At 52.4% G+C, this 17,645-nt stretch carries 16 protein-coding genes and 1 pseudogene; 8 read left to right on the top strand and 9 right to left on the bottom strand.

Annotated elements, in window-relative coordinates; translation table 11 throughout:
* Nucleotides 1-589 precede the first annotated feature (589 nt).
* The 5 genes and pseudogenes from J5M73_RS28255 to J5M73_RS28235 form a co-directional block, all read left to right on the top strand.
* Nucleotides 590-2,023 carry a protein kinase gene (locus tag J5M73_RS28255; protein WP_207816651.1) on the top strand — a complete coding sequence of 478 codons (1,434 nt, stop codon included), beginning with the start codon at nt 590-592 and terminating at the stop codon, nt 2,021-2,023.
* Nucleotides 2,013-3,170 carry an ATP-binding domain-containing protein gene (locus J5M73_RS28250; protein ID WP_207816648.1) on the top strand — a complete coding sequence of 386 codons (1,158 nt, stop codon included), beginning with the start codon at nt 2,013-2,015 and terminating at the stop codon, nt 3,168-3,170. Before J5M73_RS28255 ends, J5M73_RS28250 begins: the two co-directional genes overlap by 11 nt.
* Nucleotides 3,171-3,172: 2 nt before the next feature.
* Nucleotides 3,173-4,543, top strand: coding sequence for a hypothetical protein (locus J5M73_RS28245; RefSeq protein WP_207816647.1), 1,371 nt, complete (start codon nt 3,173-3,175; stop codon nt 4,541-4,543).
* Nucleotides 4,544-5,047: 504 nt separating this feature from the next.
* The gene (locus J5M73_RS28240) at nt 5,048-5,329 is read left to right on the top strand and encodes a hypothetical protein (protein WP_060843057.1); all 282 of its coding nucleotides are present in this window, start codon (nt 5,048-5,050) and stop codon (nt 5,327-5,329) included.
* Between the two features lie 396 nt (nt 5,330-5,725).
* Nucleotides 5,726-5,899 (top strand): annotated as a pseudogene (locus J5M73_RS28235) (type II toxin-antitoxin system HicB family antitoxin); the annotation flags it as partial.
* 135 nt (nt 5,900-6,034) lie between these two features.
* On the opposite strand, the gene J5M73_RS28230 reads toward J5M73_RS28235, so the two are convergent.
* The 8 genes from J5M73_RS28230 to J5M73_RS28195 all read right to left on the bottom strand — a co-directional run bounded on the left by J5M73_RS28230 (nt 6,035) and on the right by J5M73_RS28195 (nt 14,271).
* Nucleotides 6,035-7,225: an MFS transporter gene (locus tag J5M73_RS28230; RefSeq protein WP_347709996.1), complete on the bottom strand. Its 1,191-nt coding sequence runs from the start codon at nt 7,223-7,225 to the stop codon at nt 6,035-6,037.
* Nucleotides 7,226-7,334: 109 nt separating this feature from the next.
* A complete protein-coding gene (locus J5M73_RS28225) occupies nt 7,335-8,360 on the bottom strand; it encodes a methyltransferase (RefSeq protein WP_207816645.1) in 1,026 nt (341 codons plus the stop codon).
* Nucleotides 8,361-8,378: 18 nt separating this feature from the next.
* The gene (locus tag J5M73_RS28220) at nt 8,379-9,164 is read right to left on the bottom strand and encodes an HAD-IIB family hydrolase (RefSeq protein ID WP_115582030.1); all 786 of its coding nucleotides are present in this window, start codon (nt 9,162-9,164) and stop codon (nt 8,379-8,381) included.
* A gap of 6 nt (nt 9,165-9,170) precedes the next feature.
* Nucleotides 9,171-9,794 (bottom strand): DUF1349 domain-containing protein, encoded by a 624-nt coding sequence (locus J5M73_RS28215; protein ID WP_207816643.1) that lies wholly within the window; start codon nt 9,792-9,794, stop codon nt 9,171-9,173.
* A complete protein-coding gene (locus J5M73_RS28210; RefSeq protein WP_047336269.1) occupies nt 9,787-10,632 on the bottom strand; it encodes an SDR family NAD(P)-dependent oxidoreductase in 846 nt (281 codons plus the stop codon). Before J5M73_RS28210 ends, J5M73_RS28215 begins: the two co-directional genes overlap by 8 nt.
* Nucleotides 10,633-10,728: 96 nt before the next feature.
* A complete protein-coding gene (locus tag J5M73_RS28205) occupies nt 10,729-12,516 on the bottom strand; it encodes a 1-deoxy-D-xylulose-5-phosphate synthase N-terminal domain-containing protein (RefSeq protein ID WP_243433966.1) in 1,788 nt (595 codons plus the stop codon).
* Nucleotides 12,494-13,732: an aminotransferase class III-fold pyridoxal phosphate-dependent enzyme gene (locus J5M73_RS28200; RefSeq protein WP_041117182.1), complete on the bottom strand. Its 1,239-nt coding sequence runs from the start codon at nt 13,730-13,732 to the stop codon at nt 12,494-12,496. Before J5M73_RS28200 ends, J5M73_RS28205 begins: the two co-directional genes overlap by 23 nt.
* Nucleotides 13,733-13,752: 20 nt before the next feature.
* Nucleotides 13,753-14,271 carry a sugar O-acetyltransferase gene (locus J5M73_RS28195; protein WP_080966932.1) on the bottom strand — a complete coding sequence of 173 codons (519 nt, stop codon included), beginning with the start codon at nt 14,269-14,271 and terminating at the stop codon, nt 13,753-13,755.
* A 535-nt stretch (nt 14,272-14,806) separates the two neighbouring features.
* On the opposite strand from J5M73_RS28195, the gene J5M73_RS28190 reads away from it, so the two are divergent.
* Complete coding sequence (locus tag J5M73_RS28190; RefSeq protein WP_207816641.1) at nt 14,807-15,382, top strand: hypothetical protein; 576 nt, start codon at nt 14,807-14,809, stop codon at nt 15,380-15,382.
* A 151-nt stretch (nt 15,383-15,533) separates the two neighbouring features.
* On the opposite strand, the gene J5M73_RS28185 is transcribed toward J5M73_RS28190, so the two are convergent.
* On the bottom strand, nt 15,534-16,079 hold the full coding sequence (locus tag J5M73_RS28185; protein WP_207816639.1) for a hypothetical protein: 546 nt from the start codon (nt 16,077-16,079) through the stop codon (nt 15,534-15,536).
* A 270-nt stretch (nt 16,080-16,349) separates the two neighbouring features.
* Here J5M73_RS28185 and J5M73_RS28180 point away from each other — a divergent pair, with 270 nt between their 5' ends.
* A complete protein-coding gene (locus J5M73_RS28180; protein WP_042942436.1) occupies nt 16,350-16,532 on the top strand; it encodes a type II toxin-antitoxin system HicA family toxin in 183 nt (60 codons plus the stop codon).
* Between the two features lie 38 nt (nt 16,533-16,570).
* Nucleotides 16,571-16,972, top strand: coding sequence for a type II toxin-antitoxin system HicB family antitoxin (locus J5M73_RS28175; protein ID WP_060838488.1), 402 nt, complete (start codon nt 16,571-16,573; stop codon nt 16,970-16,972).
* The last annotated feature ends 673 nt before the right edge of the window (nt 16,973-17,645 follow it).

The raw sequence follows: 17,645 nt of genomic DNA, 5'->3' as shown, positions 1-17,645 counted from the left end.
CCATTTCCGCGGTAACGGCGACTTGGCAAGAGCCTGCTAATAGCAAAAAGCAATCAGTCATAAACGGACGTTTCCGCTCCACAGCGGGCAATGAAATCCGTAGTACTTCACACAGAGATTACCAAGCGAATATGAGTTTTTGGCTGTGTTTTGATGTATCAGACCATAAGCCTCGCGTCCCATCAGTACAGTGCTTTCCCATTCATTGCTGTCTTACGAACTAGGTCGACGCCCTAGGCAAGAGTTGCATCCAGCCTACCTTGTATGGACCGGACAAATGCGCACCACACTCCACAGAGGAGAGCACGGCTGCTTTTTTTCAAACCGCGTCAATGTGAAGCTTTTGGGTTACTTCAAATACCTTAAACGACCTATATGTTGGCGATGAAGCCATGAATACGGCCACTCGCTCGAATCGGCCTCGACGGATGGGGAAAGAAAGACAAGAAGCGCAATCAGCCGGCCTCTAAGGTACCCGCTACTGGAAGTTTTAATCGTCTACGGGTGTGCAGGCTTTAGGTTTGGCAGACTGCCACTAATGGTGGCAATCTATACATCTGTAGCCGCCCAGTGCCTAAAGGAGTTAGGTATGCCAGATTTGTCACAAGAAAAAATTGATGAGTTACAGATCACGCTTGAGCGATACCTTGAAAAAAAAAGCGACAGGCGTTGGGAGATCAGTTTTCTTGCCGCTGGTGGATCTGCCGCAGTATTTCGTGGAGTCAATGGTGAGGAAAAGCGAGCTTTTAAAGTTTTCGATCCGCGATTCATTAGCAATGAAGAGGGTTCAAAAGAACAAGAACGCCTAGGACTGCAACGCAGGCTCATAAAACATGATTGCGACCACCTAGTTCAAACATTCTTGATAGAAAACTTTGACGATACCGCTGTCATTGAAATGGAATATGTTGAATGGCCGAGATTAAAAGAGGTACTTAAAGACGTACCTGATGATTCTGTAGAAATACTTATACGTCAGCTCGTAAGTGCCGTTCTTTATCTTGAAGGGCACGGCATAGTACACCGAGATATCAAACCGGAAAACATCCACGTCTCAGAGTGCTGGAAAAAACTAAAACTTTTAGATTTGGGTGTAGTTCGTGAGTTTGATCCAGGTCCCGGCGCAGCCGATACTGACCAAGGTGCTCAAAGGCCATTTCTGGCTACTGCTCAATATAGCTCCCCTGAATATTTGTTTCGTTTGGATGAACCTTCGCGTGAGCTATGGCAGGGGCTAAACATTTATCAAGTAGGCGCAGTTTTACATGACTTGATAATGAAGGAGCCCTTATTCCGAGCTGAAATAGAAGCAGATAATCGCTGGCTCGTCGCAAAAGCGGTGCTTCTAAATCCACCAAACTTTAAAGATGGAAATCCCAGCCGCTTGATTTATTTGAAATCTCTTGCGGCTAAATGCTTGAGCAAAGACCTTCAAGCTAGGTTGACACTTGTCAATTGGCTGGATTTTGAAGTACAGGAGCATAATGTAGGTCTTAATAAACTTCGAGCCCGGTTGAAATCCAGGCCAAACAAGCAGACCGATCCCGAAAGAGCACTAAGTTTTGAACGAGGCCGATTTCAAGAGTCATTAATTGACAAGGTTAAGCTATTACTAATCTCCGCCTGCGGAACCGATCTACCCTTAACCGTATTCAATACAAAAGCCAGCAACAAAGAAGCTTTGATTTTCCAGTTTGCTCATAGTGAGCATATCGTTGTGGAGACTCATATATGCTTTGACTGGAAGGCTGGTCTCTATGCGAGATCCGTCGATATTCTTGCATCAGGATATATATACCAACCGGAATCAGTTATTGCAGTGGAGCTTGAGCATCTTAAGCTCATAGGTAGCATTTCAATGGATGATGCCATAGATGATGCTGGCAGTATTATTGCTGAATCTATAGCGGATATTGTTGAGACAGCCATCAGCGACGTTGAATCATATGATTCAGTAGCTGGATCAATTGAATCACTTTATGGAAAGCAGATCAAAGTTAAAAGGATGAGCGATGAACGGTAATTGGTGGCGAAGCAAAAAGGAAATGGATCAATCGCAAAAAGACTTCATCAGGTTGCCGATAGAAGGACGTTATCTTTTATCTGGCCCGCCAGGCTCTGGAAAGACTAATTTGCTCCTTCTTCGTGCTGAGGTCATGGTGGGGAGTGGAGAAAAAGATATTCTTTTCATAACCTATACCCGTTCTCTTGCTGACTTCATCCGGAGTGGAGCTGTTGCGAAGGGTTTTGTAAGAGCTGAACAAATTAAAACTTTTCACTCTTGGCTTGCTGAATATGTAAACCTGAATCTCGGAAGTAAGGTTAAGTGGAGCGAGGGGGATTTTGATGACAATGCTAGGAATGAAGCATTGCAGAAACTGATAGCTGCGAACGAAGCCAGGCCTTCAGAAAAAATGTACAGCGCTATCTTCGTTGATGAGGCCCAAGATCTTTCTGTTGGTGAGCTCACAGCTTTGTTAGAGCTTTCAGACAAAGTCTGTATATGTGGCGATGACCGTCAAGGTATTTATAATCAGAACGGTATGGCTACTACTGAGGCGCTCGGACTTGAAGCGCATCGTTTGACCCGTCACTTTCGAATTGGGCAAGAAATCGCTAAGGTCGCGGATAAGCTGATGCCTCCCAAGAAGGGAGGGGTAACTTTAGAATCTACCTGCAATTATGATCCAGCCATTCAGGGAACGTCTTCAGCGACTCTGTACCCGTCCCAGTCTCGGACTGAGCAGCTCGATAAAATTCTTGAGTTGATCGAAGTTCAGTTGGATGCGTTTCCTGGTGAAGCAATTGGTATATTCTGCCCTCGACAAGAAGATCGACTTGAAGTAAAAAAATACTTTGAAGCCACTCATTTAAAAGACCAAATTTGCGCTCACGGAGTAGATTCTGACGCGACATTTTCCGGAGAGGCGTTGATTCACATTATGACGCTACATGCCTCAAAAGGAACTGAGTTCAGATGCGTGCACATTTTCGGCGCCGAAGGACTTACGACATTCCCGCTTAGAAGAACGAAATTAATTTATACTGGCGTCACGCGTGCCAAAACAGCTCTGAATATTTATAGATTCGGGGAAACCACTGCTAAAGTAGAAGCGGCATTTGCCAAGCCTGTTTTGTTTGGTCTTGATAACCTCTTCCCGGATGACTAACGATGACAGAGTTAAAGTTCGTATTTTCCTCGCGGGATGATTTGCCGGACGCATTGTTTTCAATGCTGGATAATTCACACATCCCTAAGCACTCTATTGAGGCAGTGAAGGCTATCGGGTTGGGAGCGATTCTTGGGTATCCCAATCAAAGCTTCGAACACGACTACTCATCCCCTTATCTAGTTATTTTACCGCCAGAAAAAAGCTTTGAATTATTTGCGTGGCTCAAAACCTATGCTCCAGAAACTTTTCCCTTAAGCCAGTTTGGCCGAGTAGTTAGTCGAGCTGATTATAATTCTATAAAAAACTCCGTAGGTCGGGGCAAGCTCTATTGGCAGCGTCCAGATCGATGGCCATCCGTAGTACTTGGAGAAATGTTAGCGCAAAGTGACGGAGATAGTTCGGTTACATCGATCCCGCTATCGCGAGCTACTGCCACATACAGTTTTTCGGTGGCAAGAGCGTCGATTGCTCACAAGGACGATTCCGTAACACAGGAGTGCATTAATCGCTTAGATTTTTTATCATCGGACCGGAGATTTGTTGATCGTTTAATTCATATTAAATCCCTACAGCCGCTCTGGGAGCGAGTTGGTATGGCATGGGACGATCACGCTGGAGCCGAGCAGCTTCTTCAAAAAATCCACCCAGAAAATAAGGATTTATTTAGCAATAGAGTTTCGATAACAGATTACATGGGATTATTAAGTGACTCCGCCGAAAACCGTGTTATGGCTTTTAGAAATTTCGCGAAAAACTGGTCAGTTCGATTAGGAGGTTCACGAGGCCATGATAGTCAGGCAGAGTTGGAAATCGCATTAGCTGCCTTCTTGGTGGGACGGGGTACTTCTCATGCTTTCCTATTAAAAGATATTGTGAGAAAGCATCCTTCAATTTATGTTTGGTTCGGCTTAATCGCTGCACTATGTGGGCCAGCTTCTTGGGACCACGCTTGGGCCCGGGCGGTTAAAGGTATTGAAAAATCACTTAAAAGTAGTTTTTCTTGGGAGGAAATTTCTCCTTGCGATATTTCTTGGGCTGAATACCGGTGGCTTGATTCGCTGGATAATGAGAAAGCCTTTCAAGAACTACCAAAACTACTTCCCAAGGTTCTGTCGATGGAAATCGTTCCAGGTGCAGTATGTCAGTTTAGGCTCAAGTCGGCAGGAATCATACGAGACGCAGAGCATAGTGGCACGATCGTAGAGGAACCCGTTAGTACTGTGGAAACTGACATGCTTTACAAATTTGTTAGTGAATTTATGAGGATCGCTGATAAAAACAAACTCAACCTCATCGAAACTATTCCTCCATCCTCGGATGACACCGCCCCTAAGGCGAGACGTACAAGTTCAAGAGGTGGGCGAAAGTAATATCTTGGACATCTAGTTACGTTGGTCAAGTATTTCTGTGCGACTGACCTCTTTGAGCAGATAGAGGTCAGTCGCGAACGTCCTCCACCGGCTGAAAATAGCCCTTGATCGAACGTCTGCTTTTGGCTGTAAGCTAACCTTCAACAAAAGCAAGGGGCGATTCAAGACTTAAGTACATATCTGCATCAACCACTACCACCACGACACACCCACTCAAACATCCCCACAATAAATAGTTGCACCGCTCAAGCGCCCCCCCTATAGTTCGCCCTCGCGGCAAAATCCGCGAACGACCTTGGCCGGTCGAATTGCAACGACGCATCAGCGTCCAAAACACCATTGCAGACGCTTTTTTTGTGCCTGCGATTCTGTGTTATGGCGGCTGTGTGCGGGACACCTTCGGGTGTGCCGGTGTCGTTGTAGCCGGTCGGCCAACCCTCGCACAGCTGCCACCCTCCATTTGCTTGGCCGCAAACGGTGGAAGCTCTACAACGAGTAACGACCATGGACGATCAATCGATTTCCCGCTTCTCCCCCGTCGACACCCACGACGCCAACCAAGCCGTTTTCTACCTCGACACCCAAGCCTCTCTGAGCGATCTGGCCAGCAGTGCGGCCCATCGTTTCACCGTGGTGCGGGATCTGATGGACACGCTGTCCACGCTTAACCTGAAAGACATTGCCGACTGCGACCTGACGCGGGTCACCCGAGGGGTGCATCTGCTCACACGGGAGGGTTGCGCGGTGCTGGAGGTGATTCAGTGGCGAACAGCGCAAGAGGCCTGAAGGCCATTGAACTCAAGAAGCGCGTAAAACGCGCTTGGCTTTGCCCCGGCCTTTGATCTTGCTTTGGCTTTTGATCTGGCTTTTGATCTTGATCTTCCTGCCCCCTCCAGAAGGCCGAACGTAGGCGTTGCGTAGGGGGCAGCTCGGCATGGATGCCGAGCTAGCCGCCATCAGGCCATGGATGGCCTGTGGCGGCGTGCCCCCGGAGCAATGCCGAAGTGAGGGAACGCCGAGCCTAGGCGAGGCGCCGGATGCGGGGGCAGAGAGCCTTTGGTTACTTTGGGCTCCATCCAAAGTGACCCGCTGTAAGAGCGGAACCCTAAGCGGCCGCACCCGCAGCAACGGATATGTACCCCAAACGCCCAGGCACATCCCTCATCCCGATTTCGCCGGCATGGCTGGGGCATGCTGGATATCGATATCGCGCATTACCTGGGCAAGACCGAGAAGGTCAACGTGACCTTGCCGGGTTATGTGATCCAGCAGATCGACCGCTTCGTCCGCGAGCACAACATCAAGTGCCGGTCGTCTTTTCTGGCGGATGCGGCGATGGAAAAACTGGAACGATAAAGACCCTCAACACACCCCACACAGCCCCAGGCTCCAGACCGGCCAACAGGCCGCCGTCACCCACACGCTAGAGAGACGAGGCGTGAACACTGATGTTCCCGTTAATTCAAAGCAATGTTCCTCGACTGCTCGCTGTCAGGTAGTGCTAGCGCCGACCATTCGAAAGCCCATGAGAGAAATCGTTATCTGGACGACCAGAACCAGGCACAGCAATACCGCTGCCATTCCCCAGTCACCATGGTCGGCGATAACCCCCAACGTCGCGATCATTATCGTGGCGCCAATATTGCCGACTAACCAGAAAATTGAGGTCGCCGTCCCCGACCTGGAGAGTCCGGCAGTGTCGGCTATCAGTTGCAGCAGAAGAGGCAACGGAGATAACAGCGCGGCACCGATCACGATCCCTGCCAGACTCAATATCCAAGGGGAACCCGAGGTGAAAAGCAGTACCGTGCCTCCCCCTGCCAACAATGAAACCCCGGACAGAATGCCCCCCACGCTTGCACCGCTGCGCACCAGTAAAGGCATGAACGTCATACCCGCGATACCACCGGCCAACATCAGAACAACGATAAATCCTGAAACCTGGGCATCGATCCCCTGACGCAACAGGATCGGCTCCAGCCATGTCGTAATGGCGGAGAAATAGCCGTTGGTTAAAAAAATCATCAGCAAAACAGCCATGAACGGAGCCGTGCGCAATAAATCGACACCCTCCGCCAGTAAACGGCCGCCGGACTTGGTCGGGGCGGACGTTGTTTGCACAAGAGGGCCATCTCGCGGGACATAAATGAAGGTCAATAGCGCAATCAGCCCCAGGATCGCGACGTCAATCAACAACGAACTGCTGACGTTCCCCTCCTCCGTCAACGGGACAATCATGAACGCGGAGCCTATACCCAGGAAAATCACCGTACTGAACAGCGTCGTGACCCGCACATGTTCATCTTCAGAAAACCAGGTGATCATCAACTTGACGAGCAACGACATGGTCAAGGGTTGAACAAACCCGAACAACAGTTGGCCGGCAAGCAGGTATTCATAATGGGGTTGTAACACCCGGATCAATGCCGCCAACAACATGGCAATGGCGGTGATACGCAAGGCTGTTTGCACCGATATCCGGTCAATCAGGCCACCACTGGGAAGTGCCAGCGGTAATGCAAGTGCCGTCACAGCCAAAGACAATGAACCGACTTCCCCATAAGTAATACCGTACTGGGTGGACACCTGATCCGTGATAGGCGCAAAGCGCATCCACTCATACTGGGTCAACGCCAGCATGCCGGAGTAAATACAAAGAATACGGTAACGTACTGGGATCACTTTAATCTCCCGCAAGAAGACACAAGTGAAGTCCGGGGCGAATGCGCCGGACCTTGAGTTCACACTGTGCAATCAGAACGCCCTCATAGGGCATTGGTTGTCAGCAACCTTAATACTTGATTCCGGTTGCCAGGCTCCAGTCACCGTATTGCGTGCGGGAAACTGTAATATCGCGAAAACCGGCGATCGTCAGCAGCTCCCTTATTTCGGTCTCTGACAATTGCTGACCCTGGGTCCACAGCAACATGTTCGCGTTATAAGCCGCGACATTATGTGGGCCGGTCTTGTCTTTATTAAAAAACATCTCATGAAGAATGATACGGCCGCCGCTGGGCAGTGCATCAAAACTCTTTTTGGCCAGAAACAGACACTTGTCCAGCGGCCAATCATGAAAAATATCACTGTAAAGATGCACATCGGCGGCTGGATACTCAGACGCCCAGATGTCTCCTTTATGGGTTGTGATGCGCCCCGCCATCCGGTACTGCTCGACGTAGGTATCGGCAATATCGCAGACATAGGGAAGATCAAAGATCACGGCATTCAGTTCAGGCCATTTCTCCAGCGCACAAATAGAGTGAACACCCGAACCACCGCCCACATCCAGAAGACAGCTATACCCGGACAGATCAATCCGACCCGACCAGGCCCGAGCCGGTCCTTTGCTTTTACTGTGCATCGCCTTGGTGAAAATTTCGCTGTGTAACTGGTCCTGCGCATTGTTCTCAAACAGATCAGTCTTACCGAACAACCCGGACTCTCCACTGAGCATCGACTCTTTGAAGAATGCATAAGAGAACGCATCTTCTTTGTGGCGTGCGGATTGCAGGACCCCACTGAACGAGGTCTCCGATTTTCGGGTCAGAAACGCTTGCGCCAAAGACGTCAGGCCATAGCACTCCCCACTCTTCTCAAGCAGCCCCTGACTGGTGCACATAGCCACAAGCGCCTGTGCCGCCCGAGGTGCCAGTTCCAATGCCGAGCCGATTTCCCCCAGCCTCAGCGCTTTGCCTTCAAGCAGATCAAACAGTTTTACTTCATCCGCAAAAAACAAGGTGTAGGTATTGATAAACCCGAAGTAGATATCAAATATCTGTTTATCACTGTGATGCTCAGTGTGCCCTGTACTGTCCATGTAGATGCCTATCCCAGTTCAAAAATGCCGTTGAAGACCATCAACGATACCGTGACAATAAAAACCCTCAACAACACGATCAAACGCCTGCCTGGCCTCATGCGAAGCGTTGCCCACCAGGTAACCATGTGAACAGGCCTTCAACATCTCGATGTCATTACAACTGTCCCCGAACGAGATGACTCTGGCGGGGGAAATCTCATGTTTCTTGACGATGAAATCGACCCCCTGCTTCTTTCCGCACCCCGGGTGCATGATGGCTACATCGTAGACATTCTCAGGGTCGCCGGCGGCGGCACTGGCGTAGGTAATTGAGGCCTCAAGACCCACCTGCAAACAGAGTCTATGGATCTGCTCGATGGCGATCGCTTCATTGCCATCGGCCTTCAAGTAATAACCCCGAATGCGTTTTTGCTGGAAAGCCTCCGACTGCAACGTCAACTCAATACCCTCTTGCTCGAACAGGGTGCTCAGCCTTATGACCCGCTCTGGAAAGGTGCCTGCGCCTTGTAACGGCCAACCCTCATCCTCCAGAACACTGTCCGGGTGATTCCAGTACAACTCGGTTCCCAGACTGGTCAGTGCAAAGTCCCAGGGAAACTCGGGGTATCTCTTCATCTTGTCCAGGACCACCGCTTGACTGTTTCCCGTGGCCCAGCCAAACAACAGGTGGTGCTTGCGTTTCAGTTGATTCAAACAGCTTTCCAGTTTGTCTATCCCGGCATCCGCCTCTCGAGATGACAAGACCGGCATGAACGTCTCGTCAAAATCAGAAACTATCAACCAGGTGTCTTTGCTCGTCATACCTGCTCACTCTCTGATGAGTCCCATGGACTGTGAGGATATTTCAATCCGGGAAAACTCCCCGACCGCTCCCTCGGAAAAGGGCGACTGCACACTAAACCCGACGCGCACTTCATCCGGGCAGTTGCTCACATAGAACGCCCGATGAAAAACCACGGCACCCTCAGAGCCACTCAGATAACACGAGAAAACATCCCCACTTCGCGAAATGAACAGCCGCACAGGCTCATCGTTTACCTCGATGCCATTGACTTCATCGCTATAGGGCGATGAATGCACCGATACGATCTTCTTGTTGCTGCCGTACTCTTCAACACCGAACTTCAGCTTGTGCAGCCCGACGTGAAGAAAGAGCCCTGCAGCATCAAACTTGGCCAGGCTGAATAACTTGATGTCAGCGCCAAGGGCAAACTCTCCCGTCACCGACGTGAGCAAAGTGCCCAAGCTGTCCACCGTATGAAGCCCTGGAATATTGAACGAATCACTACCGGGTTCGCTTCGCAGTTTCAGAACCGGCGCTACATAACGCAGCTGCGCGCAATGCTCGGCAGCGAACACACGATCACTGATCCTCAGTACGGTGTTCGGGTCTTTGCGCAAAAGAGGCGTAGTGCCAACGGTGTCATCCATACAGGTTCATTCCGCCATCGACCGACAGGGATTGAGCCGTGATGTCTTCGTTCTCAAGCACCGCCAGACAGAACCGGGCAATGTTTTCCGGGATCTGTGTACGACCCAGCGGGATCAGGCCCTCCATGCGAGCCCACAAGTCATCCAGCGACTCGTTAGGCTCGATGAGGCGGTTCTCCAGGTACTTCCACATATTGGTTTTGACGATGCCGGGGCAAACGCAGTTGACCCGGATATTGTGAGTGGCCAACTCCAGCGCCAAGGCGCCAGAGAAGCCCTGCAACCCGGCTTTCGCGGCGCAGTAGGAAGATATTCCAGGAAAGGCGACTTTTGCGGCAATGGAGCTGATGTTCAGGATCGCGCCGCCCTTGCCTCTCTGGATCAGTGCGCGGGCAGCCTCACGCGACGTCAAGTAAGGTGCTGTAAGGTTGGTTTGCACGATCGCGTCAAACTCGCTCAGCGATGATTCAACCGTGTTGATCAGATGGCTGCTGCCAATGGCGTTGACCAGGCCGTAAAAGTGCTCTGACTCATGGACAACGCCACCTACGGCTTCTATGACCTGGGCTTCAGACGTTGCGTCGACCGCAATGGCCTTTACCGAAAGCCCTTGCTCCACCAGATCCGCCGCCAGCGTGCGAGCCGCCTGATAACCACTGACATCCTGAGTTTGATAGTGGTTGATTGCATTGGGTGTCCGGTCGGTATCAAAGATGTAGACATGAACACCTTCTTTGGCCAGTACTTCAACAATCGCGGAGCCGATGCCTCTGGCACCGCCCACGACGATCATGGTTTTACCGGACAACTTGCCTTGCGCTTTATTTCCCTGCGTCATAAACCACTGCTCCTGAATCCATAGAAAGCCCGCCGAACCCTATACAGGGCTCAGAAAACCAATAAGTAGTTGAAACTGCATTTAAACGTGTGAAGTCTAATTAACTAATGCGTACGGCGGATCAGCCAACAATGCACCCAGTGCTCGAGGTGCAACATTTGCCTGGAAAGTCTCGGTTGTTGGCCACTCGTAGGCATCACTGAAGACCTTGCGAACTCGAACCAGCAACCTGGACTCAATGTATTCAGCCAGGTTGAAGCGACCACTGTTATGTTCTACGACAATAATTTCGGCACATTGGCTCAGCATCTGTTTAACCAACTCAAGATCCGGCCGAACGGACAGGAACCGGATATGCGTGCATCTTTTTGTCGTGGCGACCTGAAAGGCTTCATACGCCATCGACTCCGATGACACTATCAATGAACCGGCGGCAAACTCGGGCTGAAAAATATAGATATCTTCAGACAGCTTCCGGTACTTCTCTCTCAGGGCACACACTCTTTCCATGGGCTGGTCGTACATTAAGTACAGGCCGTTTCCACCCTGTGCTTTCTGCCGATGAATACAGGCCAACAGATCGAGAGGGTCTGTCAGTTCGTATACGGTTTCTTCCGTCAGCAAGCTGAATACGGTTGAGGCGTACGTAGCGCCGCCCCACACACCGTTCTTCCGAGCGCCAATGACATGCAAATTACGACAGGCAATCAAAGCAGAGTGCAGTACATCTATCGCGTTGAGGTAATACTTGTCATCGGTCAGGACAAACTTCAGTTCATCATCCGGGCACCCCATCGCGCAGGTCAGCAACGCTGACTCGGCCAGGCCAGTGTTGCAATAACCGGACAATGACTTAAGGCCAAACCGAGCGGCCAGATCCGCGGTGAATACATGGACAGGTGCCCCTGAGCGAACTTCTTCGATAATGTCGGCCGTTCGACTGCAACTGGAAGCTTTCCTCAGATCATTCTTCTGCTGATCGTCCGTTGACGTCATCAAACTCTGATGGCTGGCACGTTTGAAGGAGTGAACGCCTTTTTCGGTATGACAGATGATCGCGGCCGAGCGATGGTCCTTCTCTGCCTGGCGAATGTGTTCACTGATCGCCTGGGTGTCGTGTCCATCCACTTCATAAACATCAGAGAAGTAGGCGGCCAAATACTCCGGCCTCAACTTCCCGGGAAGTGGGTCAATCCCTCTGCCATTGTTGTCCACTATCAACGTCAGGTTCTTGACCTCAAGTTCGCCAATCAGGCGAATCGCCTCGAAAGACACCCCTTCGTTCAACTCACCGTCACCCGCCACACAGATAACACGTGCATCACGATTGGTATTGGCCCGCCCCAACGCAATGCCCACTCCCTCGCCCAGGCTATGCCGCATGCTGTAGGCAAAACCGTAGTGTTTATTGACAACAGCCGGAATCTTGTCGTGAACCGCAGCCAAAAAAGCCAAAGGCATACCGTTGAGCACATGACGATAAGCATAAAACAATGGCGCAATATGCCCCCTGCCAATCACCAGATCCTGATTGGCCACCCCTGCCGCATTGCAGAGCTCCAATGCAAACAGTGCTTCGGCAATGTTCAGTGACGACAGGCAAGATGCCAGGGTTCCGTAACCGGCAATTTCATGAATCCGCTCCAGGCAGACCCTGACGTCTGAATAGAAAGGCGTAAATTGTCTGGCGATGGCTACCGACAGTTCGTTGATCGTCTGGCACTTCGACGCCTCGGCAATACCGACTTCAACTTCCTCATTGGCACGCACATACTCATCGGCCGTCAGGTACGCCTTCCGTTTATGCACGCTTTGACGAATGCCATGTAACGGCGTCAACAGGCTGGCAACTGGCTCGAGGTCATAACTGACTAATTGATTCATTCAACACCTCGAACACGTCACTTAGCGTTTCTTCTGACATGATGTAGGCGGGCGCCAGGCAAGCCCAATCTTCCTCACCTCGGATAATCAACTTCCTTTCAAAGCACAGCCCACCCAACTTCTTGCCTGCCTGCTCCCCAAGGCTTGAGTCCAGGGTTATGCCGATCAGCAAGCCGTGGGATTCAATGCGGGCGATCCGCTCATTCCCGGCGATTTCCTGACACAGCGCCTGAGTCTTTGTAATGAGTTTTTGTAGCTGCCCTGCGGCCTCTATCTGTTCCAGCACGCGCATCGACGCATTGATGGCCGCGATCGAAACCGGGTTGCTTGCATAGGTATGCGAATAGGAAAACGGGATCCACGGCTCTGGCTTGTCAAACACCGAAGCGATTTTATGGGATGTCGCCATAGCGGATGCCGGGTAATAACCACCGCTGATGCCTTTCCCGAGCGCGACGATATCGGCAGAAACCCCAAACTGATGGGTATTCAAGAACTCTCCGGTTCGAGAGGCGCCGGTCACGATTTCATCGGTAATCATCACAATATCGTAACGGTCACACAGTTCACGAATACCGATCAGGTACTCGCCGGGAGTTTGCCGCATCCCTTTCAAATGGTTGACCGGCTCGAAAATAATGCAAGCGATCTGCTCCGCACCATAATGAAGAATAATATTCTCCACATCCGCCACGCTGTGCATTTCCAACGCCTGACCTTCGTGAACGACAGGGAATGGCGGGTTGATCCGAATCGTGTCGTAACCGCTGCAACGCAGGTCCTTGAAATCGTTCCTGCCGGTAATACTGTGGGCCCCCAAGGTGGCGCCGTGATAGGAGTGCTTGCGGCAGATCACTTTCTTCTTGAACGTATTGCCTTTGCGCTGGTGATATTCCAAGGCCATGGCAATCGACGACTCGATGGCTTCCGAGCCGCTGTTGACATACAGCAAGCCGCCATCTTCCATCTTGGCGCGTTTGAGCAGCAGCTCTGAAGTTTCAAACAGCTCGGACGAATAGAAATGATCCTTGGGGTGGAAAGGCAGATCCGTCAACGTTTTGGAAATATGCTGCTTGATGGGGTCGCACGAATACCCGAACGGTACGTTAAACATGCCCGAAATCGCATCCGTGTAGATGCCACCCTCTGCATGAACACTGACATCTTTAACAGAGCCAACAATTTGATCTTTCACGCGTGACTGATAGACAAACATCCCTTTATGCCCTCTATTGATTAGATCGGATAAACCTGAGAACCAGCGCCCAGCACTTTACTGTGTGGCGGAACCGACTTTGCCACGACAGCACCCGCACCGATAATTGACCCTTTACCCACTGTGACGCCCGGCAAGATTGTTGCGCCGCCGCCAATCCATACATCATCTTCAATGACTACAGGTGCACCCGATTCTATATAACGACGCCGCTGCTCAAGATCCTTGGCATGGTTAGAGGTATAAATACCGACATGAGGCCCGATAAACACCCGGTTCCCGATGTTTATTTCAAACGCATCGAGGAACACCCCATTGGCATTAATAAAAACACCATCACCAATGTTTATGTTCGAACCAAACTCACAAAAGAAATTGCCCCACTGTTCAAACCCCTCACCCACTGATCCGAAAAGGAGTTTATAAAGCGGCTCCCGACCATCAGGGTTATTGCTGATGGAGGAACACAACGCACGGGCGGTGCGCCTACGGGCAACTAAAGCAGGTTCCGCCGCATCGAATGTCATGAACTCACGCATACGCCACCCTGTACACACGGGCGTAACAGAGAGCACTCATGCCGTGCTGATCGGCAAGTAAACGGGGGCAACCAAGACGATCATTAGTTCCGCGCCCGCCACTACCACCAACAAATAACGCCCACACTTCCCCAATAGCCTGATTCCCTTCAGCCATCATCATCTCCATCTACTATTTATTTTTTAAATATACTTCGGCACTTCCTGAAATTTTTCCACCTTCTACACTCGCCACCAGCGCCTTGCAAGTTTGTTATTACGTCAGTCGTATTGTCATGTCACTGTTTTCAGGGCCTGTTACTTCCGTTCTGGATTGAGTGTGACGACGCCGATGGGCTGCCCATTGCGCGTCGCACCTGACCAACGATGCGCAGGTTGATAAAGGACTTGCTGCTACAGCGCATGACGCTCGGCCAGCACCTCTTGATCCTCGCCGCGATGACGCTGCGCAAGTGGATACGAAGCGGACTTCCGCCAAGTAAGTCGCACTTGCCAAGTCACCCTTAGCCGTCTGCGCCAGATCGATGGCAAGACTGTGCGTTCGCCGATCGTGCTGACCAACAAAGGCCTGCCCGCCTGCGCCGGCCACAACCCTATTTTCCCCAAGCCCACCGAAGCACAACCGCAGTCAGCGGAGCGTGCAGCGCTGATCGCGCAGATCGTCGACGCGAGTGTCATCGCGAAAATGCAGCCCGACGCCGAGGATTCCCCTTCGGTCCAGAAAACACTGCTCGACAGATCCATAGCGGAACGCAAACAGCGCCTCGACTTCAGCCTGCCCGATGCCTATTGGACTGAATATCAGCAGAACCTGGAGCAGTTCTCCAATGAGATGAGGGGCACCAAGGCCCGTTCATTGCAGTTGTACAAGGATTACTACACCAACCGTCTGGGCCTGCTCGACACCCCGGCGATCAAGGAACTTTTGCCCAACAGCGAAGCGGCCGACCGTAGCAAGGCGATGTCGACCAATAATGAAATGCTGGAGTACTACTACCGAGCCCAGCAAGCACTGCTGAAGGAAACACTGAGCGCACATCAGGCACGCATGGCCGATCTGGATCAGCGCTTTGAGGTGTGCAAGCGTTTCGCGGCCTGCTGGCAACGTTGAAATGGATATGCCCCCGTCTCTTGTAGCCGCTGCCGCAGGCTGCGCCTGAGGTCGGGGGCGCAGTACATCAGGTGGGTTGTGGCGCCAGGTTTGGCGTCTCCTTCGGAGACGTTCGCAGCCTGTGGCAGCGGCTACAGAAGGTCGACCTTCTTTACCCGAGGAAAGCTCCGCTGGCGCCAGCATCCGCCAACGCAAACAACAACCTCTCCACCGCTTCTCCAGGGGCCGACCCCAGATCAATCTTGACCCTGTACCCCTCCTCCGTGGCCTCCGGGTCCGACACGAAATGCACCACCCCTTGCAGCCCTTCTTCGGTCGGCGAATTCTCGTCTTCCCCATCGAACCACTCAAAGAACCACCCCCGAATAACCTCGCATGCCTGTTCCAGGCTCAAGCCCCGCACCTCCAGCGGCAACCAGTCCCAGCCAAAGGGCAAGATCCCCACCGCCATCTGCTCGATCGCAAACCTCACAGGCTCAAAACCCAGCTCAGCTTCGGCATCGACCTGCACCGGCTCCCCGCTCTCGGCCGCGATCACATCCACCCGACAAGGCGTGCCCATGGCCCCTTCAACCGCCAGCGAACCATCGCTGTTGCGGTACGCGGGCTCGACATGCGCCGCCCCTTCTGCGGCAACACGCGCCAGGGTTTCAACATAGGGTTTACGAATGGCGACAAGCAGTTCGCTGACGGTCATGGATCTGATGACTTCCTTGGCATGAACCCGCCGATGGATCGGCCTTCGACGGGGGGAGATGGGTGACTGAAAATCCGCGGCCATAGTGCAGTGGCGGCAATGGCACGTCCATGAAAAACCGAGGGCACTTTCATGTTGCCTGGCACCGCCCAGCACACCGGCCCCTGCTGAACGACACCCCTTGATACATAACTCCAGACACACAATTCAACCTGCGTTATCATGCGCCTGGAGTTATAAAGCGCCTCTCACCCCGACAAGGAGATGGAGGTGCAAAGCAGACAGTTGATCAAGGAGCTTGAAGCCGCGGGATGGGTGCTGGAGCGAGTCACTGGCAGCCATCATCTGTTCCAGCATCCCTACAGGCCCCACACCGTTCCAGTGCCTCACCCGAAGAAGGATCTGCCCCGGGGAACGGTCAGGGCCATCAGGAAACTGGCCGGGCTGCTTTAGCTCCCATCATTCTTCGCACCTGTATTGAGGAAATCCCCGTGCAATATCCCATCTGCATCGAGTGGGGCGACGAACACACCGCCACCGGCATCCAGATTCCCGACATCCCCGGCGCCGTCACCGCCGGAGACACCTTCGAGGCCGCCTACAGCGCCGCCATCGAGATTGCCCACGTCATGCTCGAAGAACGGGCCCGAGCCGGGCAGGCCATTCCCCTGCCCTCGCCCACCAGCAAACACCGCACCCACCCCGATTTCGCGGGCATGGGCTGGGGCATGCTGGAGATCGACATCACGCCTTACCTGGGCAAGACCGAGAAGGTCAACGTGACCTTGCCGGGGTATGTGATTCAGCAGATCGACCGCTTCGTCCGCGAGCACAACATCAAGAGCCGCTCGTCCTTCCTGGCCGATGCGGCGATGGAAAAGCTCGGGCGCTAAACACAGGCTCAAGCGGGGAACAGGGCCAATGCAGAACGCCGTCAGGTTGGAGAATCGCCCTCAGGCCGCCTGCCGTCAGATGTTGAGTTGATCCGGCCCTGGTTTTGGTTTTGGCTTTTGATCTTCCTGCCCCTTTAGACACGATGGCCGAACGCAGGCAGTGATTCGTGGGTAACCCGGCAGGACGCCGGGTTAGCCGCCATCCGGACAGGGACGGCCTGTGGCGGCGACCCACGGATCAATGCCGGAGTTCGGGCATGCTTCGCTATGCGAGGCACAGAGTGGAGGGGCAGGAGCCCTTTGGTGACTTTGGGCTGGGCCGGCATTCCGGCTTTTCCAAAGTGACTCGCTGTAAGAACGAAACCATAAGTGGCCGTAACCGCAGCAACGGATATGTACGCAGAACCCTATGCAGCCAGGTGAAAAGCATCGGCAGGTTTGGCGAGGACTGCGTCCTCGTGCGCAGCCTCGCTGCGCTCGACAGCGGCTACAGGTTTCGACGGTCAGGGCCATAAGGAAACTGCTTGCTTTTGCGCTGTTCAAAAGTGAGTCGCTGTAAGAGCGAAACCGCCAGCGGCCCTGGCCGCAGCAACGGATATGTCACCCACCCCGCGCCCTCATTGAAGAGCTTCGCTGGCAAGCCAGCTCCTACGAAGGAACCAGACCACCGTAG

The organism is Pseudomonas sp. 50_B (assembly GCF_017491625.1).
Classification (GTDB): Bacteria; Pseudomonadota; Gammaproteobacteria; order Pseudomonadales; family Pseudomonadaceae; genus Aquipseudomonas; species Aquipseudomonas danubii.
Note: the sequence above shows the minus strand (reverse complement) of the source record. Positions and strands in the feature narration are given on the sequence as shown.

Coding starts and splice junctions, on each gene's coding strand:
- J5M73_RS28240 (WP_060843057.1), top strand. CDS start 5,048: ATGGACGATCAATCGATTTCCCGCTTCTCCCCCGTCGACACCCACGAC.
- J5M73_RS28210 (WP_047336269.1), bottom strand. CDS start 10,632: ATGACGCAGGGAAATAAAGCGCAAGGCAAGTTGTCCGGTAAAACCATG.
- J5M73_RS28255 (WP_207816651.1), top strand. CDS start 590: ATGCCAGATTTGTCACAAGAAAAAATTGATGAGTTACAGATCACGCTT.
- J5M73_RS28185 (WP_207816639.1), bottom strand. CDS start 16,079: ATGACCGTCAGCGAACTGCTTGTCGCCATTCGTAAACCCTATGTTGAA.
- J5M73_RS28215 (WP_207816643.1), bottom strand. CDS start 9,794: ATGGATGACACCGTTGGCACTACGCCTCTTTTGCGCAAAGACCCGAAC.
- J5M73_RS28250 (WP_207816648.1), top strand. CDS start 2,013: ATGAACGGTAATTGGTGGCGAAGCAAAAAGGAAATGGATCAATCGCAA.
- J5M73_RS28225 (WP_207816645.1), bottom strand. CDS start 8,360: ATGGACAGTACAGGGCACACTGAGCATCACAGTGATAAACAGATATTT.
- J5M73_RS28220 (WP_115582030.1), bottom strand. CDS start 9,164: ATGACGAGCAAAGACACCTGGTTGATAGTTTCTGATTTTGACGAGACG.
- J5M73_RS28195 (WP_080966932.1), bottom strand. CDS start 14,271: ATGCGTGAGTTCATGACATTCGATGCGGCGGAACCTGCTTTAGTTGCC.
- J5M73_RS28200 (WP_041117182.1), bottom strand. CDS start 13,732: ATGTTTGTCTATCAGTCACGCGTGAAAGATCAAATTGTTGGCTCTGTT.
- J5M73_RS28205 (WP_243433966.1), bottom strand. CDS start 12,516: ATGAATCAATTAGTCAGTTATGACCTCGAGCCAGTTGCCAGCCTGTTG.
- J5M73_RS28245 (WP_207816647.1), top strand. CDS start 3,173: ATGACAGAGTTAAAGTTCGTATTTTCCTCGCGGGATGATTTGCCGGAC.